At 63.6% G+C, this 19,753-nt stretch carries 22 protein-coding genes; 16 read left to right on the forward strand and 6 right to left on the reverse strand.

Annotated features, from left to right (window positions below; genetic code table 11):
- Window positions 1-18: 18 nt before the first annotated feature.
- The 6 genes from Q1A71_RS14460 to Q1A71_RS14485 are packed head-to-tail and all read left to right on the forward strand — an operon-like array spanning window position 19 to window position 5,313.
- Window positions 19-543 (forward strand): TRAP transporter small permease, encoded by a 525-nt coding sequence (locus Q1A71_RS14460; protein ID WP_299677503.1) that lies wholly within the window; start codon window positions 19-21, stop codon window positions 541-543.
- 4 nt (window positions 544-547) lie between these two features.
- Window positions 548-1,855 carry a TRAP transporter large permease subunit gene (locus Q1A71_RS14465; protein ID WP_299677507.1) on the forward strand — a complete coding sequence of 436 codons (1,308 nt, stop codon included), beginning with the start codon at window positions 548-550 and terminating at the stop codon, window positions 1,853-1,855.
- Window positions 1,856-2,782, forward strand: a complete 927-nt coding sequence (locus Q1A71_RS14470) for a hypothetical protein (RefSeq protein ID WP_299677510.1) — start codon at window positions 1,856-1,858, stop codon at window positions 2,780-2,782.
- Window position 2,783: 1 nt separating this feature from the next.
- Entirely contained in the window at window positions 2,784-3,515 is a 732-nt protein-coding gene (locus Q1A71_RS14475; RefSeq protein WP_299677513.1) for a carboxyltransferase domain-containing protein, read from the forward strand.
- On the forward strand, window positions 3,512-4,546 hold the full coding sequence (locus Q1A71_RS14480; protein WP_299677516.1) for a biotin-dependent carboxyltransferase family protein: 1,035 nt from the start codon (window positions 3,512-3,514) through the stop codon (window positions 4,544-4,546). Before Q1A71_RS14475 ends, Q1A71_RS14480 begins: the two co-directional genes overlap by 4 nt.
- On the forward strand, window positions 4,543-5,313 hold the full coding sequence (locus Q1A71_RS14485; RefSeq protein ID WP_299677519.1) for a 5-oxoprolinase subunit PxpA: 771 nt from the start codon (window positions 4,543-4,545) through the stop codon (window positions 5,311-5,313). Before Q1A71_RS14480 ends, Q1A71_RS14485 begins: the two co-directional genes overlap by 4 nt.
- A gap of 93 nt (window positions 5,314-5,406) precedes the next feature.
- Here the strand turns inward: Q1A71_RS14485 and Q1A71_RS14490 are convergent, their stop codons facing one another.
- On the reverse strand, window positions 5,407-6,945 hold the full coding sequence (locus Q1A71_RS14490) for an ankyrin repeat domain-containing protein (protein WP_299677522.1): 1,539 nt from the start codon (window positions 6,943-6,945) through the stop codon (window positions 5,407-5,409).
- A gap of 307 nt (window positions 6,946-7,252) precedes the next feature.
- On the opposite strand from Q1A71_RS14490, the gene Q1A71_RS14495 reads away from it, so the two are divergent.
- On the forward strand, window positions 7,253-7,588 hold the full coding sequence (locus tag Q1A71_RS14495) for a chorismate mutase (protein WP_299678096.1): 336 nt from the start codon (window positions 7,253-7,255) through the stop codon (window positions 7,586-7,588).
- Here the strand turns inward: Q1A71_RS14495 and Q1A71_RS14500 are convergent.
- Genes Q1A71_RS14500 through Q1A71_RS14515 form a run of 4 tightly spaced genes read right to left on the reverse strand, consistent with a single transcriptional unit; the run spans window position 7,525 to window position 10,721 of the window.
- Window positions 7,525-7,806 carry a hypothetical protein gene (locus tag Q1A71_RS14500; RefSeq protein WP_299677525.1) on the reverse strand — a complete coding sequence of 94 codons (282 nt, stop codon included), beginning with the start codon at window positions 7,804-7,806 and terminating at the stop codon, window positions 7,525-7,527. The genes Q1A71_RS14495 and Q1A71_RS14500 overlap by 64 nt on opposite strands.
- Window positions 7,796-8,842 (reverse strand): hypothetical protein, encoded by a 1,047-nt coding sequence (locus tag Q1A71_RS14505; protein ID WP_366140265.1) that lies wholly within the window; start codon window positions 8,840-8,842, stop codon window positions 7,796-7,798. The genes Q1A71_RS14500 and Q1A71_RS14505 overlap by 11 nt, the downstream gene beginning before the upstream one ends.
- On the reverse strand, window positions 8,839-9,237 hold the full coding sequence (locus tag Q1A71_RS14510; protein WP_299677528.1) for a hypothetical protein: 399 nt from the start codon (window positions 9,235-9,237) through the stop codon (window positions 8,839-8,841). The genes Q1A71_RS14505 and Q1A71_RS14510 overlap by 4 nt, the downstream gene beginning before the upstream one ends.
- Complete coding sequence (locus tag Q1A71_RS14515) at window positions 9,234-10,721, reverse strand: FAD-binding oxidoreductase (protein ID WP_299677531.1); 1,488 nt, start codon at window positions 10,719-10,721, stop codon at window positions 9,234-9,236. Before Q1A71_RS14515 ends, Q1A71_RS14510 begins: the two co-directional genes overlap by 4 nt.
- A 269-nt stretch (window positions 10,722-10,990) precedes the next feature.
- Between Q1A71_RS14515 and Q1A71_RS14520 the strand changes: the two genes are divergently transcribed.
- From Q1A71_RS14520 to Q1A71_RS14545, 6 genes are all read left to right on the forward strand, one after another.
- The gene (locus Q1A71_RS14520; RefSeq protein WP_299677534.1) at window positions 10,991-11,380 is read left to right on the forward strand and encodes a GFA family protein; all 390 of its coding nucleotides are present in this window, start codon (window positions 10,991-10,993) and stop codon (window positions 11,378-11,380) included.
- 135 nt (window positions 11,381-11,515) lie between these two features.
- Window positions 11,516-11,809, forward strand: coding sequence for a ribbon-helix-helix domain-containing protein (locus Q1A71_RS14525; RefSeq protein WP_299677537.1), 294 nt, complete (start codon window positions 11,516-11,518; stop codon window positions 11,807-11,809).
- A 97-nt stretch (window positions 11,810-11,906) separates the two neighbouring features.
- Window positions 11,907-12,302, forward strand: a complete 396-nt coding sequence (locus Q1A71_RS14530; protein WP_299677540.1) for a VOC family protein — start codon at window positions 11,907-11,909, stop codon at window positions 12,300-12,302.
- 47 nt (window positions 12,303-12,349) lie between these two features.
- A complete protein-coding gene (locus Q1A71_RS14535) occupies window positions 12,350-12,874 on the forward strand; it encodes a twin-arginine translocation signal domain-containing protein (RefSeq protein WP_299677543.1) in 525 nt (174 codons plus the stop codon).
- Between the two features lie 25 nt (window positions 12,875-12,899).
- A complete protein-coding gene (locus Q1A71_RS14540) occupies window positions 12,900-14,468 on the forward strand; it encodes a GMC family oxidoreductase (RefSeq protein ID WP_299677547.1) in 1,569 nt (522 codons plus the stop codon).
- 165 nt (window positions 14,469-14,633) lie between these two features.
- Complete coding sequence (locus Q1A71_RS14545; RefSeq protein ID WP_299677550.1) at window positions 14,634-15,374, forward strand: alpha/beta fold hydrolase; 741 nt, start codon at window positions 14,634-14,636, stop codon at window positions 15,372-15,374.
- Between the two features lie 16 nt (window positions 15,375-15,390).
- Here the strand turns inward: Q1A71_RS14545 and Q1A71_RS14550 are convergent, their stop codons facing one another.
- Window positions 15,391-16,395: a LacI family DNA-binding transcriptional regulator gene (locus Q1A71_RS14550; protein WP_299677553.1), complete on the reverse strand. Its 1,005-nt coding sequence runs from the start codon at window positions 16,393-16,395 to the stop codon at window positions 15,391-15,393.
- 295 nt (window positions 16,396-16,690) lie between these two features.
- Between Q1A71_RS14550 and Q1A71_RS14555 the strand changes: the two genes are divergently transcribed.
- From Q1A71_RS14555 to Q1A71_RS14565, 3 genes are all read left to right on the forward strand, one after another.
- Window positions 16,691-17,959, forward strand: coding sequence for an ABC transporter substrate-binding protein (locus tag Q1A71_RS14555; RefSeq protein WP_299677556.1), 1,269 nt, complete (start codon window positions 16,691-16,693; stop codon window positions 17,957-17,959).
- Window positions 17,960-18,061: 102 nt separating this feature from the next.
- Window positions 18,062-18,907, forward strand: a complete 846-nt coding sequence (locus Q1A71_RS14560) for a sugar ABC transporter permease (protein WP_299677559.1) — start codon at window positions 18,062-18,064, stop codon at window positions 18,905-18,907.
- Window positions 18,904-19,743 (forward strand): carbohydrate ABC transporter permease, encoded by an 840-nt coding sequence (locus Q1A71_RS14565; protein WP_299677562.1) that lies wholly within the window; start codon window positions 18,904-18,906, stop codon window positions 19,741-19,743. The genes Q1A71_RS14560 and Q1A71_RS14565 overlap by 4 nt, the downstream gene beginning before the upstream one ends.
- Window positions 19,744-19,753: the final 10 nt, after the last annotated feature.

The raw sequence follows: 19,753 nt of genomic DNA on the forward strand, positions 1-19,753 counted from the left end.
GCGTGAGAGGGTGGGCCCGTGACTGCGATCCGCAAGACGCTTGATTTTCTGTATCTGGCCTCCGGGGTGGCGGCGGCGCTCTGCCTGATCGCCATTCTGGGGCTGATCGTGGCGCAGATGGTGGCGCGCTGGACCGGTGAGATTTTCCCCGGCGCGCCGGATTACGCAGGCTACGCCATGGCGGCAGCGAGTTTTCTTGCCTTCGCCAATGCGCTGAACCGCGGGGCGCATATTCGCGTGTCGATCCTGCTGAATGCGGTTACTTCGAAAACCCGTCGGGTGCTGGAGATCTGGTGCTTCGCCATCGCCGCGGCGGTGGCGTGGTACTTCACCTACTACGCCTATTGGTTCGTTTATTGGTCGTGGAAGTTCAACGAGGTGAGCCAGGGGCAGGACGCCACGGCGTTGTGGATTCCCCAGTCGGTCATGGTGATCGGCGGCGGGTTGATGGCGATTGCGCTCACGGACAACCTGTTTGCCGTGATCTTCAAGGGCGAGCACCGGATCGTCCGCGAGACGGTCGACGAGAGCTTCGAGGCCTGATGTCATGACCGAGCTCTACGCGATTATTCTCTTTCTCGTTGTTCTCTTCCTGCTGCTGGGCACCGGCGTCTGGGTCGGCCTTGCGTTGATGGGCGTGGCCTGGGTGGGGATGGAGCTGTTCACCACGCGGCCTGTAGGCGACACGATGATCACCACGATCTGGGCGTCCTCGTCGAGCTGGACGCTCACCGCGCTGCCGCTGTTCATCTGGATGGGGGAAATTCTCTATCGCACACGGCTCTCTGAGGACATGTTCAAGGGCCTGTCACCCTGGCTTGCGCGGATGCCCGGTGGTCTGGTGCATACGAATATCGTCTCCTGCACGATCTTTGCCGCTGTCTCGGGGTCGTCCGCGGCGACGCTGACCACGGTGGGCAAGATGGCCATCCCGGAGCTGCGGGCGCGGGAGTATCCCGAGAAGATGGTGATCGGCACGCTGGCCGGCGCCGCGACGCTGGGGCTGATGATCCCGCCGTCGATTGCGCTGATTGTCTATGGCGTGACAGTGAATGAATCGATCACCAAACTCTTCTTTGCCGGAGTCTTTCCGGGGTTGATCCTCGCGGCGATGTTCATGGCCTATGTGGCCATCGTCTCCAAGGTTTCGCCCTCTTGGAACCCGAAGATGGATACGGGGCTGAACTTCGGCGAGAAGCTGCGAAACTCGCGGTTCCTGTTGCCGGTGTTGGTGCTGATCACGGTGGTGATCGGGTCTATGTACGGCGGCTATGCCACGGCGACCGAGGCGGCGGCGATTGGGGTGATCGGCGCGCTGGCGCTGGCAGCAGCGCAGGGGTCCCTGACGCCCACGTCGTTCCGCGCGAGCCTGATGGGAGCCATGCGCACCTCCGCCATGATCGCGCTGATCCTCGCGGGCGCGGCCTTCCTGAAGCTGTCGATGGGCTTCACCGGCCTGCCCCGCGCGCTGGCCGACAATATCGCGGCGATGGAGCTGGGGCGGTTCGAGCTGCTGATGGCGCTGCTGGTCTTCTACATCATCCTCGGCATGTTCCTCGACGGGATTTCAGCGGTGGTTCTGACCATGGCCATTGTGGAGCCGATGGTGCGCGAGGCGGGTATCGACCTCATCTGGTTCGGCATCTTCGTCGTGGTCGTGGTCGAGATGGCGCAGATCACCCCGCCCATCGGCTTCAACCTCTTCGTCCTGCAGGGCATGACCCGGCACGAGATGGGCTACATCACCCGCGCTGCGCTGCCGATGTTCCTGATCATGGTGCTCATGGTCTTCGTGCTGATCTGGTTCCCGGGGATTGCCACATGGCTGCCGGACAATATCCGAAACACACCGTAGATGATCTGGGCCTTAAGCCTATGCGCAACTTACTCTCGTACCCTCTTGATCCTTGGCCTGTTGGCCGGAGTGGGCCTGCCAGGGCTTGCTGCGGGTATGGCGCCGTGGCTGCCCGAGATGGTCGCCATCCTGCTGGTGATCACCGCCTTCAGGATCGGGCATCGCGCGGCTTTTGGCGCGCTGAGCGATCTGCGGTGGAGCCTTCCTGCCGTGTTGGTCCTGCAGCTCTTGGTGCCGCTGGCCGTTGCCGGGCTCGGGCATCTGGCGGGGCTTGGCGGCACACCGCTGGCCTTGGCGCTGGTGCTGGCCTGCGCCGCACCGACGATCGCGGGCGGGGCATCGCTGGCGATCATCCTGCGGCAGGATCCGGGGCGGATGATGCAGTTTCTGGTGCTGGGGACAGCACTCTTTCCGCTAACGCTCCTGCCAGTGCTGGTGGCGGTGCCCGTGGTGGTCGACGTGCCTGTCCTGCTCGGCGTCGGCCTGCGCGCGCTGTTTATCATCCTGGGTGCGGCGGGTCTCGGGTTCGTGTTGCGGCGCTGGCTCCTACCGGTGGCAGCCCCAGAGCAGATCAAAGCGATGGATGGGGCGTCGGTGTTGTTCTTTGCGGTGATCGTCGTGGGGCTGATGTCTGCCCTCGGCCCCGTGCTGCGGAGCGATCCTATGTCCGCGATGCTCTGGGCGGCCGCGGCGTTCGGGCTCTCGTTCGGGCTGCAACTGGTGGCGCTGTTGATCCTGCGGGGCACGGGCCTGGCGCATGTGAGCGGGCCCCTGGCGCTTGCGGCCGGCAATCGCAACATCGCGCTGTTTCTCGTCACGCTGCCGCCCGAGGTCATGGCGCCGGTGATGATCTTCGTCGCGTGCTGGCAGCTGCCCATGTATCTCACGCCGATCCTGCTGCCGCCGCTCTATCGACTGGCACCTTGAGATGAGCGGCGCCCCCACCATCGCCCGAGTGGGCCTGACCGGTCTGCTGGTCAGCTTCGGCAGCGCCATGAGCGAGCCTGCCAACCGCGCCGCCCTCGCCTTCCGCACCGCTGTCGAGGCCGAAGACTGGCCGGAGGTCAGCGAAACGATGATGACGCTCGTCTCGGTCTTCGTGGCCGTCGATCTGGTCACCGTGCCCACCGAAGATATCGAGACGCGGCTGCAGGATCTGCTCGGACGACAGGACTGGTACGCAGCCCCCCTGCCCGGCGGGCGCACCCTCTGGCATGTGCCGACGGTCTACGGAACGGACCTCGCGCCGCAACTGGAGGAGGCGGCAGAGGTCGCGGGCCTCGACCCAGATGAGGCGATCCGGCAGCTGTCCAACGCGCGGGTGCGTGTACTGACGCTGGGCTTCGCGCCGGGCCAGCCGTACCTGGGTGAACTGCCCGAGGTCTGGGATATTCCACGCCAGCAGGGGTTGACCAAGAGCGTGCCGGGCGGCGCGCTGGTGACCGCGATCCGACAGCTCATCATCTTCACCGGGCCGACACCGACGGGGTGGCGGCATGTGGGTCAGACGGCATTTCGCAATTTCAATCAACAGGCGGAGGCCCCTTTTGCGCTTTCGCCCGGGGATGAGCTGGTCTTTCCAGCCATCGGGCGGGCCGAGTTCGACCAACTTTCGGCCAGCGAGAGCTATGGCGCCGCAGACCGCGAGGCTCTGCCATGAGCGGCACGATGAACATCCTGAGCGCCGGGCCCGCGCTGAGCCTGCAGGACCTCGGACGCAGCGGTTATCTGGCCAAGGGGCTGACGCGCGGCGGGGCAGCGGACCTGCGCGCCCTGCATGAAGGTGCGGCGCTGCTGGGGCAAACTGCCGACCGTACAGCTGTCGAGATGATGGGTTTCGGCGGTACCTTCGAGACAGACGCCGATACGGTGGTTGCGCTCACCGGCGCCGAGATGATGGCAACGCTGGATGGCGCGCCGCTGATCTGGAATGCGAGCCATGCGCTGCCCGCGGGTGCCAAACTGGTCATCGGTGGGGTCCGCACGGGCACCTACGGGTATCTGCATGTGGCGGGCGGTTTTGACACGCCGATCAATATGTGCGGACGGTCGGCGCATCTGACCGCCGGCATTGGCGCGTTGCTGCAGGCCGGTGACAGCCTGCCCATCACTGCCGGTCATGCTCGCCCCGGTCTGCTGCTCGTACCAGAGACCCGTTTGGCCGGAGGGGATATCCGCATGGTCCCGTCTTTCCAGTCCGCTCTCTTTTCTGAAGAGACGCGGGCCCGCTTCTGCGACACGCGCTTCCGGCGAGATCCACGGGCCAACCGTCAGGGCGTCCGGCTGGACATGGAAGGCGACGGCTTTCACGCCGACGGCGGCCTCAGCATTGTGTCCGAGGTCATCACACCCGGCGACATACAGGTCACCGGGGACGGTGCGCCTTATGTGCTCATGTGTGAAAGCCAGACCACCGGCGGCTATCCTCGTATCGGGACAGTGATCCCCTCCGATCTGCCGAAAGTGGCACAGGCGCCCGTGGGGGCGGAGCTGCGCTTCGAGCTCATCTCGCTGGAGGACGCCATCGCGATCGAGACCCGTGCCCGCGCGGAGATCAAATCCCTGCCCTCCCGCGTCACACCCCTGGTGCGCGACCCGCATGACATCGCCGATTTGCTCAGCTACCAACTGGTGAGCGGCGTCATATCCGCCACCGCCGACCCCTTTGACACTATGGGAGACACCACATGACCCGCGTCGATCTGAACGCCGATATGGGCGAGAGCTTTGGCCCCTGGACCATGGGCGACGATGCGGCGCTGCTGCAGACCGTCACCTCAGCCAACATCGCCTGCGGAGCCCATGCGGGCGACCCCAGTGTCATGGCGCAGACCATGCGCATCGCGCTTGAGAACGGCGTGGGGATCGGCGCGCATCCGGGCTTTGCCGACCTACAAGGGTTCGGGCGGCGACGGCTGACGCTGCCGCGTGCTGAACTGCAGGATCTGATCCGCTTTCAGGTCGCCGCGTCGGTCGGTGTCGCCCGATCAATGGGGGCCAAGGCGCGGCACGTCAAGCTGCACGGCGCGCTGGGGAACATGACGTCCGAGGATGAAACGCTCGCGCGCGACTGCTATGAGGCGGCGCTGTCGGTCGATCCCGACCTGATCGTCATGGTGCTCTGCGCCACCGCGCAGGAACAGGCCGTCCGCGCGCTGGGATGCGCTTATGCCGGCGAGATCTTTGCCGACCGTGCCTATAACAACGACGCCACGCTGGTCGATCGCAGCCTCGAGGGTGCGGTGATCCATGACCCGGACGTTGCGGGGACACGTATGGTCGAGATGGTACAGGCGGGCGCGATCATCACCGCCTCGGGCAAACGCATCAAGACGGATATCGACACCATCTGCCTGCATGGAGACACACCGACAGCCGTCCAGATCGCCGGCTCGGTCAGGGGGGCGCTGGAAGCCGCAGGCGTGACGGTGACGCAGTTCGATGGACGGTCATTCTGACGCGTTCGGTTTCATGTCGAAACGCAATGCGCCGCCAGCCTGTTCCGGGCGGCGCATTGCGTCGGCCAGGTCTGATGCAGCGGGCGACACAGCCTAGATCGGGCCGCCGTCGACCACTTGTTCCGGATGTCGCTCGGCCCAATCGGCCAGCAGATCGCTCAGCTCGGCTCTCCCGGCCAGCTCCGCCGCGCGGCGTGGCAGCGGCACTCCCGCCTCCAGAGCCCGGCGCAGGCAAGCCGCGTGATCGCGCTCAGCCCGCTGCGGGCAGTTCTCAGAGCCATGAAGGATGGTCGAGAGCAAGGTGCCGCCATAGCCGTTTTGGTGCTCCAGATCCGCCCCCAACTCCATGAAATAGCCCATGACGTCCGGCAACCCTTCCCAGCCTGCGACTTGCAAGGGCGTGAGCCCCTCGGCATCCGGCTGATCGAAGGGAATGCCGAGTGCGACCAGCCGCCGAATGTGATCCAGCTTGCCGGGCAGATGCAGGATCATGCGGATGATGTTGCGATACGCCTCGGGGATCTCGTCGGGCGCAATCCGGGCGTCCCCCGTGCTACGGCCCGCGGCGGCTTCGGCCAGCAGCTCTTCCACCCGGCTGAGCGCGGGCGGCGCTGTCCGGGCCTCGATGGCCCGCGTCAGCGCCTCATTGCCGAAGATCTGCGCATAGGCATAGGCGGAACTGCCCTCGAAGACCTCTGAAGGGTCGGCGCCACTCTCCAGCAGAACCTCGATCATCTCGCGGCCGCACATGCGCCGCGCCGCCTGGTGCAGCGCCGGGATCACCCAAGGCCGCTCACCGCCCACATGAGTGCCGTCGAACTCGCTCGGCTTTGCGCCCGCCGCAATCAGCATCCTGACCCCGGTGACATCATCGAAATCCATCGCGCGCAAAAGGGCATTGGTGCCCGCCGGGTCGGCCCCGTGCTCCAGCAGCATGCGCAGCCCCTCGTGATGCCCCAACTCCGTCGCATGGTAAAGCGACTCGCCATCGTTCGGATCCGCGCCGTGCTCCAGCAGCCAGCGCCCCAGCTGCATATTGTTCGCATGGCCAATCGCGCCGTAGAGCACGGAAAGCTGGTGATCATTGTCCGGCGCCACGGGCATCGACTCGTTCACTCCGGCGCCATGGGCCAGCAGCAAGTCGGCGATCGCGATCATCTGCGGGGCAAGGTCGGGGCGGTGGTGGATGTAGCGGGAAAAGGCCAAATGGCACATCGGCGTGCGTGGCCCCAAGCGCGCCGTGGCTGCATCCGCGTCCCGCGCCAGCGCCGCTTCGACCGCCGCCTGATCATAAAGCGCGATCTGCAGGCCGAGCAGCCCGTCCGCAAGGTCTGGCGTATCCGACAGCAGCCGGTCGATCACGTGAAACTGCCCCTGGAAGACGGCGATCTTCAGCCGCTGCTGCCGGGCTGCGCGGTCGAGCCCCTGAAGCTCGGCGGCCAGTTTCAGAGCGGGCCAGCTTTCGAAACGCGCCTCGCGCGCGATCACATGCAGAAAATCGCCGTGTTTGAGCGGCACACCATCAGGGCGCGGCGGGTGGTTGGCCACGCGCTGGCGGGCATAGGTCTCACCGGCCTCATAGGCCTTGCGGAGCGCCTTGGCATCACGGCGCAGCTGATCGAGAGATGTCATCATGGTTTCCTCATATCTGGCCCTCTGATCCGCTTGGTCGGGCATGAGAAACACCAAAGTGTCGGTCTTCATCTGTGAAAGGGGTGCCGGTCACGGCTGTCCGCGGATCTGGGTGCCGCCCCTTACGGCTGGACTTAGGTTATCCAATTGCGCAGCACTTTGCCAAGCACGAATAGCCTGCGTGCGAGGCGTGACAGGCTACCACCTTGTGGCCGCCTCAACCTGCAGTTACACACCGATCCGTGACTGGCCGATGCGCAAAGGACATGGCGAAATGAGCCGAATCCCACCCCATCTGTGCGCCGATATGGCGATGCTGCGCCTCCAGATCGATGAGATCGATGCCGCCCTGATCGATTTGCTGGCTGAGCGCAGCGGCTACATCGATCGCGCAGCCAAGATCAAGAAGCACGCGGGCCTACCCGCCCGCATCGCGGATCGGGTGGAAGAGGTCGTTGGAAATGTCCGAGCACATGCGGAGGCTGCAAGCCTCGACCCGGAGCTGGCCGAGCGGCTCTGGCGCCAGCTCATCGAATGGTCAATTGCCCGTGAGGAGACCGAGCTCGGTGCACAACCTGCTCAGGTGAGCGGCGCGCAGCCCGCAAGCCCTGCAGGCAAGACGACAAGGGCGCCCGCGCGATAGAGCTGGCCGACGAGGTCCGCACCCTCTCCTGCCAGTACGGTGCCGAGCGCCGTCTGTTCCACGATAGAGATTTGGGCTGGCAGCGCCTCGGCGAACCCCGGCAAGGCCAAGGGCACGAGTGCGGCCGGAGCCGATTGCGGCACAAGCATCACGGCGGCGAGCAAAGCGATCCAGGCTCCGAAGAGGCAACCAAGACCCAGGAGTGTCCTAGTAATCATGGATATGCTCCACACGGGTTCCGTCGCTGCGATAATCGCGCAACCGCGCGCCAAGATCACGAACCTTGAGACCGACGAGGTGGCGGTAGTCGTCATACCCTTGCCGGCGCATCGAGCTGCGCGCGCCGTCGAATATGGGGTCATCGCTGATCACGGTGAGCATGATATCATCATTCCCGGCAATTTCGACAAATTCGACGCCGCGTGCGGCGAGGTCCTGCAGCAGGTGTGTGAGCGCGCGGTAGCGGACCGTCTCGAGCTCCAGGCCAGCCTCGCGGGGTGCGACGATTTTGAGCCCGTCCTCGCCTTGCTCCGCATAGCCGGTGACAATCATCCGCAGGGTCAGCGCATCCGCCCCGACACTCTCGACCGCCGCGGCGATAACCTGCGCATAGGCTGCCTTGGCGCGGTACTCCAGCCCAAGGGCGAGACGCCGCTCCTGATCACGCAGCCTATCGGTTGCAGCGGTGTCGAGCGCATCCGCGTCAGCGCCAAAATCCCACTGATACCAAGGCACTTGCTGCAGGAACGTGGCGTATTGGCGCGCCTGCGTGGCGGAGAGATCATCCAGCGGTGTGCGGTCGGGTCCACGCAATACGGCCACCAGGCGACCCAGTGTTTCTTCATAGGCCGCCTTCATCAGCAGTTCGGCCGTGAAGCTGACGCCGATCACATAGACCATCTGTTTCGTCTCTCCCGGTACGCCACCATGAGCGCCAGCGACGCGCGTGACGTCGCAGAGGGTCGACCAGAAACCGGCGATGCTGCGCAGAAACCCGAAGGCGTGCGGATCTTCCGTTGCGATGACCTGCGCGTAGTCGTCGTAGGCGTGCACGATGTGCCATTCGGGATACGTTAGGTACGTCCGGCTTTCCGCACGGTGATGTTCGGGCGGGAGGATGGCGTCATAGGGGTCCGCCATAACTTCGCCTTGGCAGGCCAACTCTGTGTAGGCGACGGGCGCCAGCAGACCGGCGATGCAGAGGAGAAGCACGAGGAGGATGCGCCCGAGCCAGCGCCCGAACGTCCGGATCACGCGCGCCTCAGGCCCGCCCAGAGCGCGAAGGCCCCCAGCGCAAGATGCGGCAGGTTGGCAGCCAGCCGAAGAAACGTGAACGACAGACCCGCAGAGCCGTTGGTGAAGATACCAAGATCGAGGTAGCCGTAACCGGTGAAGAACCCGAAGACACCATCGCCGAGGTAGAGCGCGCCGAAGACGACCAGGAAAAACCGTGCGGTCGCGTGCGAGCGCAGCCCGGCGTAGAGCGCCCAGAGCGCGGACGCCACATGCAGCGCGTCGTCGAAGATGTCGAGCGCGAAGATGCCGAAGGCCAGCCCCGCCTCATCGGTGAGACCGGGGATGTAGTTCAGTGACGCCGCAGCCATCAGAACCACGAAATAGCCCAGGCAGATCTTTTGCAGGTGGCTCACAGGCGCTCCAGATAGGTCTCCCAGAGATTACTACGGAAAAGCAGGCCGGGGTCCAGCCTGCGCTTGGCCTGAGCAAACTCGCGCGCGCGCGGATAGGCGGCGCGCAGCTGCGCGACCGTCGGATGCGGACGGTAGGGCAGGTAGTAGCTGCCGCCGATCTCGGTGATCGCACCCACGAGCGCGCGGGTCATCCGCTGCATATCCGCCTCACCCCGAGTGGTTTTCTCTTGGCTGAACGACATCACAGCGGCGATGCGCGGCTCGGTCGCGTAGCTCAGCCAGCTTTCGACGTCGGTGTCGATGTAGCGCAGCGTGACGTTCAGGAACTCCTGGTAGGAGGCCGGGATGATGTCACGGCAGATCTGCAGGAACTCCGGGAAGCGCGCGGGCGAGACGAAATATTCGTGCAGAATGTCCACCCGCTGGGGGGTCCGGTCGTCCAGTGTCACCACCGGTTCATTGATCAGAGAATTCCGCGTGCTGGCGCCGCCCCCGACCATCGGGCCGAGGTCGGTCTCGAAAGTCCAGCGCAGCTTGCGGCCTGCCTCGCTCCCCAGCTGGGTCCGGTATACTCGGCTGGCGAGTTTCGACACCCAGCCGGAACCGGACGCAGGGGGCAGGTCGGATTGGTCGACACTGGGGCGGTAAGTGACGAGGAACGCTTCTTCGAAGAAGGTGTCATGATCGACGTTGAGCCGCCCATAAGCCATGTTGACGGCCGGATCATAGACTGCCTTGGCGAAGGCCGCGCCGAAATCCTCGGCGGCCATGGTCTCGAAGGATGGATCCAGCCGCAGGTTCGGTTCGGCGGCGACCTCCATGGCGATGATCGCGCCAGTGAGCCCGTAGCCGCCCATGCTCATCGCAAAGAGCTCGGTGTTTTCGGTGCGGCTGCAGCGGACCAGCTCACCATCCGGTAACAGAAGCTCGATGGCGCGGACAGTCGCACCCATCGGGCCAAAAGGCACGGCCCAGCCATGGGCGTTCACGCAGAAGGTGGCGGCGACGCCGAAGTCGTGGTTCGACTGCATCACCTGCGGCGAGAGGCCCGCTGGATCGAGCGCTGTGATCACCTGGGACCATCGGGCCCCCGCATGGGTGCGGTAGGTTTGTGCGGCGCTGTCGATCTCGACCAAGCCGTTGTCGAAGGTGATGGCATGACCGTCGCGCGGGATTGCCTGCCCGCCCATCGAATGACGCGCGGCTCCGATGTTTACCGGGCGCCGCTCAGCCCGTGCCTCGGCCATCTCCGCGCGCAACCGGTCGACCAAAGCGGCTGTCGGATCCTCTTTGATGACAATATGCTTGTGCACCGGCGTGGCGCTCAACTCACTGGCATCGTTCAGGGTGGTCTCGCCGGTGGGGGTCTCGGAGAGGATGCGCGGCGCAATGCGGGGCAAGTTATTGTCGATCATCCGGGTGGCGAGCACGCCCATCATTGCGCCGCTGCCCAAGAGCACGGCGCGTCTGCCAAATGTCTTCATATCGAAACTCTTTCTTCGGGCAATCGTACCAACATATATCCGTTAGAATACCGCTGAAATCGCTTGGGGTCTAAGAAGATTGGATGGCGTTGCCATAAAATCTCAATGGGTCTGGCCCCGGCTTGAGGCCTGCCCGGCTCCGGAGCCGGGCGCGGATTACTCACCAAGGGGAGATGCATTGCCCAGATTTTCGACTTTGCGGATCGGGCGCAGGCGGTATTTTGTGGACGTCTGTCATCAGATAAAACCGGTGTAGGAGGAGCGCAGCAATGGCAAAACCCCGCGTCTATGAAGGCGGCTGCCTCTGCGGCGCGATCCGATTTGAGGCGACGGGTCCCATCCCCAAGCCGCACAGCTGTTCCTGCCGTATGTGTCAGAGGCACAGCGGGGCGCTGACTGCTATCTGGGTCGAGCTGCCCGCTGACCGCGTGCGCTGGACGGGCAGCGGCGGAGAACCCGCCTCCTATCGGTCGTCCAAGGTTTCATCTCGCGTATTTTGTCCGGCCTGCGGCAGCAGCCTTGGTGCAATTGACGATGACCCGGTAGTGGCGCTGCTGCTGGGAGCCTTCGACAAGGCACACTACAAGGAATTTGCGCCGGGATCACATTCCTATGTCACACCCCGCCCGAAGTGGTGGAAGGTGCATATCGCGATATAGAGAGCGCGACCAATTGAGGACTCAACATAATGCAGGGCGCCTCATATACTTGGCAACAGGATAAGAAAGACACACGGGTGGGGTCGCCCTTTTCAGCAAATGTGCCCCACACGCGTCGCGCGGGAGGACACCACGATGTGCAAGATTTTTGCCAGCCAAGACCCGAGCCGGTACCAGTTGGAAACCCGACGGTTGCGGATCAACGGGCAAAGCACCAGCATTCGGCTTGAAAACAGCTTCTGGAGCATTCTCGACGAGATCGCCGAGATGAACGAGATGTCGACGCCCGCGTTTATCTCGACCCTGCACAGCGAGGTGCTGGAAGAGCATGGCGAGCCCAAGAACTTCTCCTCACTGCTGCGCTGCGCTTGCCTGGTCTTTCTGGACCGCAAGGCAGATCGGGACGTGACCCACCTCGCCGCCGAATAGTCGCGCTCGAAATAAGGCGACGTAGTAGCCCGCTACTACCCGCGCGCCGCACCCGGTGCTTTGCTGAGACATACAGCAGAACATCAGGGAGGTCGCCTTGGCCAAAGCCATCCATACCATGATCCGTGTGATCGACGAGGAAAAGTCGGTCGCCTTTTACCGCGAGGCCTTTGGGCTGGAGATCGCGGACCGGCTCGATTTCACCGATTTCACGCTTGTGTATCTGTCGAACAGCGAGATCCCGTTCGAGGTGGAACTGACGGTGAACAAGGGCCGTACGGAGCCGTATGATCTGGGGGATGGCTACGGGCATCTGGCGGTCTCGGTCGAGAACCTTGAGGCCGAACATGCCCGCTTTGAGGCCGCGGGCCTCGCCCCCCGCAAGATTGTCGAATTTGCCCCTGATGGAAAACTGGTGGGCAAGTTCTTTTTCGTCGCCGACCCGGACGGCTACCAGATCGAGGTTCTGGAGCGCAGCGGTCGGTTTCTCTGAGCGCCTAGGGCGCTCGCATATGTTCAGGATTTGAGGGAGGAGACTCAATGAACAGATCAAGCAAGCCAAAGGGCATGACCCGGCGCCAGCTGCTGAAAAACAGCGCGGCGGCGGGCAGCACCTTTGTGGTGGGCGCGGGCTATCTCGCCGGTGCCGATGCCGCATGGGCCACGGAAACCAGCGCGCTGGAGCCGCGCACCATGGCCACGCTGGTGCAGATGGCACGGGACATCTATCCGCACGACAAGGTAAGCGATGAATATTACGTTGTGGCCGTGAAAGGCTATGACACGCCCGAGACGGCGGAGGAGGTCGAGGTCGGCATTGCCATGCTGGACGGCGTGGCACAGGGCAAAGGCTACGGCAGCTATCTCGACATAGGTTGGGAGCGTGACCGTGTTGATCTGCTGCGCCAGATCGAAGCCAGCCCCTTCTTTCAGAAGGTGCGCGGCGGGCTGGTGACCGGCCTCTACAACCAGAAAGCGGTCTGGCCGATCTTTGGCTACGAGGGCGAGTCCTTCAGCCACGGCGGTTATCTGGACCGTGGGTTTGACGACATCACCTGGCTTTGAGCCATAGCCTTGGAGGAGAGAGATTATGGCTGCACCTTTTGAATTGAGTGACGATACAGTCGTCGTGGTGATCGGCACGGGCGCGGGCGGCGGCGTGCTGGCAAATGAACTGGCCCAGAAGGGCGTGAGCGTCGTCGCGCTGGAAGCGGGCGGGCGTTATTTGCCCGAAGACTATGTGAACGATGAGTGGGAGGCCTTTGGTCAACTGTCCTGGCTGGACGCGCGCACCACATCCGGAGACTGGCGCGTGGCGAAAGACTTCTCAGGCCTGCCTGCGTGGATCGTCAAGGCGGTGGGCGGCACCACCACCCACTGGGCGGGCGCCTCGCTGCGCTTTCAGCCGCATGAGTGGAAGGCCAAGACAAACTATGGCGACGTGCAGGGCGCGAGCCTGCTCGACTGGCCAATTGACGCCGAGGAGATGGACCCGTGGTATGATCTTGCGGAGAAGAAGCTGAACGTCACACGGACAAACGGCAACGCGGGCCTGCCCGGCAACAACAACTACAAAGTGTTCGAGGCGGGGGCAAAGGCCTTGGGCTACGAGCAGGTGCACACCGGCCGCATGGCGATCAACAGCGCTGACGGGGATCGGCAGGCCTGCCAACAGACGGGATTTTGCTTTCAGGGTTGCAAGTGGGGCGCCAAATGGTCGGCAGCCTATACGGACATCCCGCAGGGCGAGGCGACCGGCAATCTGGAGGTGCGCGAGCGCGCCCATGTGCTGCGCATCGAGCATGGCGACGATGGCCTCGTGAACGGCGTCGTCTATGCAGATGCGGATGGCAATGAGCAGACGCAAATGGCACGGGTGGTCTGCGTGGCGGGGAACTCCTTCGAAAGCCCTCGGCTGCTGCTCAACTCGGCCACCTCGATGTATCCTGATGGGCTGGCCAACAGCTCCGGTCAGGTGGGGCGCAACTACATGCGCCACCTCACCGGCTCGGTCTATGCGGTCTTCGACAAGCCGGTGAAGATGTGGCGCGGCACGACCATGGCGGGGATCATCCAGGACGAGTCCCGGCATGACCCCTCACGCGGGTTTGTCGGCGGGTACGAGCTGGAGACGCTCAGCTTGGGGCTGCCCTTCATGGCCGCCTTCCTCGATCCCGGCGCCTGGGGACGCGAATTCACCTCGGCGCTCGATCAGTACGAGAACATGGCGGGCATGTGGATCGTGGGCGAGGACATGCCGCAGGAGACCAACCGCGTCACGCTCAACCACGATGTGACAGACCAGTACGGCATGCCGGTGGCCAATGTGCATTACAGCGACCATCCAAATGATCGGGCAATGCGGGATCATGCCTTCGAGAAGGGGCAGGCGGTCTATGATGCGGTTGGCGCCACGCGCACCTTCCCGACGCCGCCTTACCCGTCGACGCACAACCTTGGGACCAACCGGATGTCCGAGAATGCGCGCGACGGGGTGGTGAACAAATGGGGTCAGACCCATGACATCAAGAACCTGTTCATCTCGGATGGCTCGCAGTTCACCACCGGCGCGGCGGAGAACCCAACGCTGACCATCGTGGCGCTGGCGATCCGGCAAGCGGACCATCTGGCGCGGGAGCTGTCGGCCCAAGCGCTTTGAGACGGTCAAACAAAGTCAGGAGGCGGGCGCCCGTATCGGGCGCCCGTTTTCTTTTTGCCCTTTCATTCTGGCTGCTGTGCCACCTACTCCCCGTTGCCATAGCTCGAAGGCTTTCGCTTTGCGCCCGGGTTGGGCAGATTGACCGGCGATGGGAGATTGGACGGCATGACGCACTCCGAAGAGCATGGGGACCCCGAACGCCTGGCGGTGTTACAGCACCACCCAAGCCTGTGGATCCACGGCGCGGGACTGTCAGGCAGCACTTGGCGGGAGATGACCCGCGATCTGCCGAACGCGCAGACCCCCGATTTGCCCGGACACGGTGCTGCCGCCCCGCTCAGCCCGCCGCGGGTGGAGGCATTTGCCGAAGCTCTGTTGCGCGAGACGCCACGGGGCTGCATTCTGATCGGCCATTCGCTGGGCGGGATGGTGGCTCTGGAAATGGCGACCCGGGCGCCGAGCCGCATCGCGGCGTTGATCCTTGTCGAGGCGGTACCGACGGTGCGCGACAGCCTGTTGAAAAGATGGTCCGCATCGGTTGCTGCGTGGATGCTCTCCAACCTGCCGCTGAAGGCGGTGGCTTGGCTGTCGGGGATCGGTCAACCAGCCGCGACCCGCGAGGAAGTGCGGGCCCAGCTGATGCGTCATTCAAGAGTGAGCCTCTCTGCTGCTCTCGATGCGGCACTGCACTATGATGACCGCACCCGACTTGCCCGCATCACCGTACCGACCTTGGTCATAACCGGTCGCGACAACCGCGCCACCCACCGTGGTGCCGCTCTGATCGCAGAGCAGGTACCGAATGCGACCGCCGTTATGTTGCCAGGCGGACACATGCTGCATTGGGACAATCCTGTGGCCCTGCGGCGTGAAATCGACGGGTTTCTTCAACAGCGATTGCGCTAGCAACCAGTGGGCCGCGTCAGATCGGGCCGGTGGTTGCACGCAGGACCAGTTCCGCCGAGACCTCGGACACCGAGGCAGGCCCGGTGGGTTCCGACAGCCGTTCCAGCATCACTCGTGCAAGGCGCCGACCCAGCTGATAAGGCGAGACCGCCATCGTCGTCAGCGGCGGGGTCGCCACCGCAGCATCGGGGATATCATCAAACCCGACCACAGAGATCTCCTTGCCCGGCTGTAGCCCCATCCGGCGGATACCGTGGCAAGCGCCGAGGGCAACGATATCACCATTGCAGACGACCGCCGTGGTTTCGGGGTGAGCCGCACGCAGCGCCATCATCGCCTGCATGCCCGCCAGCTTGATGTCGTTTGAATCCCAGATCACGGGGGTGCCAAGCGTGCGTTCCGCCATGACGGTCTGGTAGCCTGCGATCCGCTCGCGCCGCACGGCGGTGAGCTCTTCACCACCGAGATAGGCAATGTGCCGGTGCCCCAGATCAGCCAGATGATTCGTCGCTTGCGCGGTTGCTTCGGCATTGCGGATGCCCACGTGGTCAAATCCGCTCGCCTGGGGACGGCGCAGAAATGTGACCGTCGGAATGCGATGGGCCGCGAGAAGCTCAAACGTCTTTTGCGGCGTCTGTTCCGCTGGCACCCAGAGCAGACCGCCGCGTCCGTTGCGAATGAAGGCGTCGATATGGCGGCCCTGGCGTTCAGGATCGTCACGCGCGTCGAGCACGGAGACCAGATAGCCATCCGCCTCCAGCAGGTCACTCACGCCGCTGATCACCTCGGCATTGAAAGGATTTGAGATCTTGTTGATCACAAAGCCGATTTCGCGGTTCTGGCCCGAGCGCATTGAGGCCGCGCGGTTATCCGGCACATAGTGCAGCTTCTGTGCGGCCTTGAGGACCTTGGTGCGCGTTTTGTCCGAGATTCGCCCCGCGCCGCGCATCACCTGGCTGGCCGTCGCAATGGACACACCGGCCTCCCGCGCAACGGTTTCGAGTTTCGGTTTGCCTGCCATCCTACGCTCAGATGATTAAACGATATATCGAAACTCTCCCATCAAAAGAGCGATACATCAACGGTTTTCAGCTATTTTTTGAAAGAGACTTCTGCCCATGCTCGGCATACGAGCAGAAAATCGTTGACAGATGATATAACGTTATATCACCATTGGCCATCAGATGGCGGTGCGGTGCTTCGGGCACGCCGCCGGAGATTGCGGGAGGATGACGCCGGCGTGCGCCCATGCGTCCCGCGTATGCGCCCCGCGTCGGATCGCGGAGCAGGGAGAGACAACAAAAGGGGGAGGAAAAATGACCCTTCGAATGAAGATTGCGTGTGCCGTGTCCGGCCTCGCCGTTCTGGTGGGCGTCACCGGGGCGCAGGCCGATGTGCTGTTCTGGTCGACACAGGCCAAGCCAGTGGAAGAAGCGCAGGCGATGCGCGAGCAGGTTCTGGCGGGCGCTGGCGACGAGATTGATTATCAGCCCAACGATGGTGGCCCTTGGCTGACCCGCCTGAACGCGGAACTGCAGGCGGGGTCTGGCGCGATTGGCGTGTTGGGGGCCCTGCATGGAGATTTCTCGGCGATGGACCCGGAGAACCTCGTCGATCTGGACGCGCTTGGTGTGAGTGCCGCAAGCGACACGTTCAACAGCCTGGCGCAGCTTGGCACCGACAAGCCGCAGTACATCCCTTGGATGCAGGCCAGCTATATCATGGCTGCGAACAAGGAAGCGTTGCCCTACCTGCCCGAGGGCGCGGATATCGACGCGCTGACCTATGACCAGCTTATCGAGTGGGCCGCAAACGTGCATGAGGGCACCGGCTCTCCCAAGTTTGGCTTCCCGGCGGGCCCGAAGGGGCTGAAGCATCGGTTCTTCCAAGGCTATCTCTATCCCTCATACACCAACGGCGTTGTGCGCACTTTTGCCTCGCCTGAGGCGGTGACCGCCTGGGAGAAATTTGCGGAGTTGTGGGAGCATACGAATCCGGCCTCAACCAACTTCTCTTTCCTGCAGGAGCAACTCTTGTCGGGTGATGCGTGGATCGTCTTCGACCACACCTCGCGTCTGGCACAGGCATTCAACGAGCGTCCGGATGACTTCGTCGCCTTCCCGGCCCCGGCAGGTCCGGCGGGCCGCGGCTTCATGCCGGTGATCGCGGGCATCGCGATCCCGAAAACCGCGCCCGACATGGATGCGGCGAAGGATCTGGTGAAATACATGCTGTCGCCCGAGACGCAGATTGCCACGCTGCGCGCCACCAGCTTCTTCCCGGTGGTCGACGTTGACCTGCCGGATGATCTGCCACCCTCCGTGCAGGCGGCCGGTGCAGCTGTCGCAAAGATGAGCGGCGCGCCGGATGCAAACCCGGGGCTGCTGCCTGCAGGGCTCGGGGACAAGGGCGGTGATTTCAACCGTATCTATGTCGATACTTTCGAGCGGATCATTCTGGCGCGCCAACCCATTGAGGCGGTGCTGGACGACCAGAAGAAGCGCCTCGCGGCGATCATGGAAGAGACCGGAGCGCCCTGCTGGGCGCCAGATGCGCCTTCGGACGGCGCTTGCCCGGTCGAGTAACCGCTCAAGGCCCCCGTTCGGGCCTGCCCTCCCAGGCCCGGACACGTTCCCCCGACCCAATCCACATTTTGCGGCGCCGATGCGCCAGTCAGGAGTGCCGTGATGAACGCTCGGATCCTTCCGTACGTCCTGATTTTGCCGGTCACGCTCTTTTTATGCCTGTTTTTCCTCTATCCCTTCGTCTTGGTATCGAAACAGGCTTTCAGCACCGGCGCAGGCTTCACTCTCGATAACTTCCGTGAGGTCGTATCTTACTGGAAGTTTCCGATCTCGATGCAAAACACCCTGCTGCTCGCCGCAGCCGTCGTGCCCGTCCAGCTGGCCTTGGCGCTTCTGATGGCCACGATGGTCAACAAGATGCAGAAGGGCCGGGACATCGTGCTCTACATCTGGACGATCCCGCTGGGCATTTCGGATCTCGCCGCGGGCATTATATGGCTTGCGATCTTCGAACAGTCCGGGTTCCTCAATTCAATGATGAACGGGCTGGGGGTTGTCGATCAACCGGTGAACTTCCTGTCGTACCAGCACCCCGGTATCGTCTTCCTCGCCATTGCACTGGCCGAAATCTGGCGCGCGACAGCGATCATGCTGGTGATCCTCGTGGCGGGTATCGGGCTCATTCCCAAGGAGTATTACGAGGCGGCGGAGGTCTTTGGCGCCTCCCCGTGGAAGCGCTTCACCCGCATTACCCTGCCCATGCTGCGGCCCTCGTTGCAAACGGCGCTGGTCCTGCGCGTGATCCTCGCCTTCGAGATCTTTGCGGTGGTGGCCGCCCTTGGCGGCACGCTCTTCCCCGTCCTCATGGGTGAAACCTATGCTTATCAGTTCGACCTGCTCGACAGTGGGGCGGCGGCAGCGATGGCGCTGATCATCCTGGGCATCTCCATCGCCTTCACACTTGTCATCCTGCGCGTGCTGCGCGTCCCGAAAGGAGCCACGATATGACCGATGCAACAGCTGACGCCGTGGCCCCGGACACCCGGGCGACCGGGCGATATCTCTATATCGCCTCCATCGCCCTCCTCTGCGCCTGGGTGATCGTGCCGATCTACTTTTTGTTGATCAACACGCTGTCGTCGCCCGAGACGGTCAACAGCTTCCCCAAGCCGTTCTGGCCGGAGTTCGACCTTGGCAGCCTGACCTTCTTTGCGGGCTTTGCGGGGATGCTGACGGCGCTGAAGAACTCGGTGATCGTGGCGGCGATGACGATGGTGATGTCCATCGTCATAGGAGCCCCGGCAGGCTATGCGCTCTCGCGCTTCGAGTTTCCGGGCAAGGGGTTGTTTCGCCTGCTGATCCTGCTGACACGGGCCTTCCCGCTGCCGCTTCTGGCGCTGCCGCTCGCGGTGATGTTCATCCAGACGGGGCTCGATGACACGGCCTTTGGCCTGGCGCTGGTGCATACCACGCTGGCCATTCCCTTCGCGGTGCTCATCACCTTCTCGCTCTTCTCAGGGATTCCCCTTGAGCTGGAAGAGGCGGCTTGGACGTTGGGATGCACGCGGCTCACAGCCTTCACCAAGGTGGTGCTGCCCCTCATCCTGCCCGGGATCACCGCGTCAGCCATCTTTGCCTTCGTGATCTCGTGGAACGAGGTTTTCGCGGCGGCCGTGCTGACCATCGAGAACCGGACACTGACCGCGTTCCTGCTGCAGAACCTCGACACCTCGCCGCTGCATCTGAAATTCGCCGGTGGCTTCATCCTCGTTGTGCCCGCGCTGATCTTCATCTTCGCGGTGCGCAAGTACCTCTTTGCCATGTGGGGCATCGCCAACCGCTAAGGGCGGACGG

This window comes from uncultured Roseobacter sp. (assembly GCF_947493125.1).
Lineage (GTDB): Bacteria > Pseudomonadota > Alphaproteobacteria > Rhodobacterales > Rhodobacteraceae > Roseobacter.

Excerpts from the sequence above, each read along its gene's own strand:
- Q1A71_RS14465 (WP_299677507.1), top strand. The coding sequence starts at position 548 with ATGACCGAGCTCTACGCGATTATTCTCTTTCTCGTTGTTCTCTTCCTG.
- Q1A71_RS14470 (WP_299677510.1), top strand. The coding sequence starts at position 1,856 with ATGATCTGGGCCTTAAGCCTATGCGCAACTTACTCTCGTACCCTCTTG.
- Q1A71_RS14475 (WP_299677513.1), top strand. The coding sequence starts at position 2,784 with ATGAGCGGCGCCCCCACCATCGCCCGAGTGGGCCTGACCGGTCTGCTG.
- Q1A71_RS14480 (WP_299677516.1), top strand. The coding sequence starts at position 3,512 with ATGAGCGGCACGATGAACATCCTGAGCGCCGGGCCCGCGCTGAGCCTG.
- Q1A71_RS14485 (WP_299677519.1), top strand. The coding sequence starts at position 4,543 with ATGACCCGCGTCGATCTGAACGCCGATATGGGCGAGAGCTTTGGCCCC.
- Q1A71_RS14490 (WP_299677522.1), bottom strand. The coding sequence starts at position 6,945 with ATGACATCTCTCGATCAGCTGCGCCGTGATGCCAAGGCGCTCCGCAAG.
- Q1A71_RS14495 (WP_299678096.1), top strand. The coding sequence starts at position 7,253 with ATGGCGATGCTGCGCCTCCAGATCGATGAGATCGATGCCGCCCTGATC.
- Q1A71_RS14500 (WP_299677525.1), bottom strand. The coding sequence starts at position 7,806 with ATGATTACTAGGACACTCCTGGGTCTTGGTTGCCTCTTCGGAGCCTGG.
- Q1A71_RS14515 (WP_299677531.1), bottom strand. The coding sequence starts at position 10,721 with ATGAAGACATTTGGCAGACGCGCCGTGCTCTTGGGCAGCGGCGCAATG.
- Q1A71_RS14520 (WP_299677534.1), top strand. The coding sequence starts at position 10,991 with ATGGCAAAACCCCGCGTCTATGAAGGCGGCTGCCTCTGCGGCGCGATC.
- Q1A71_RS14525 (WP_299677537.1), top strand. The coding sequence starts at position 11,516 with ATGTGCAAGATTTTTGCCAGCCAAGACCCGAGCCGGTACCAGTTGGAA.
- Q1A71_RS14535 (WP_299677543.1), top strand. The coding sequence starts at position 12,350 with ATGAACAGATCAAGCAAGCCAAAGGGCATGACCCGGCGCCAGCTGCTG.
- Q1A71_RS14540 (WP_299677547.1), top strand. The coding sequence starts at position 12,900 with ATGGCTGCACCTTTTGAATTGAGTGACGATACAGTCGTCGTGGTGATC.
- Q1A71_RS14545 (WP_299677550.1), top strand. The coding sequence starts at position 14,634 with ATGACGCACTCCGAAGAGCATGGGGACCCCGAACGCCTGGCGGTGTTA.
- Q1A71_RS14550 (WP_299677553.1), bottom strand. The coding sequence starts at position 16,395 with ATGGCAGGCAAACCGAAACTCGAAACCGTTGCGCGGGAGGCCGGTGTG.
- Q1A71_RS14555 (WP_299677556.1), top strand. The coding sequence starts at position 16,691 with ATGACCCTTCGAATGAAGATTGCGTGTGCCGTGTCCGGCCTCGCCGTT.
- Q1A71_RS14560 (WP_299677559.1), top strand. The coding sequence starts at position 18,062 with ATGAACGCTCGGATCCTTCCGTACGTCCTGATTTTGCCGGTCACGCTC.
- Q1A71_RS14565 (WP_299677562.1), top strand. The coding sequence starts at position 18,904 with ATGACCGATGCAACAGCTGACGCCGTGGCCCCGGACACCCGGGCGACC.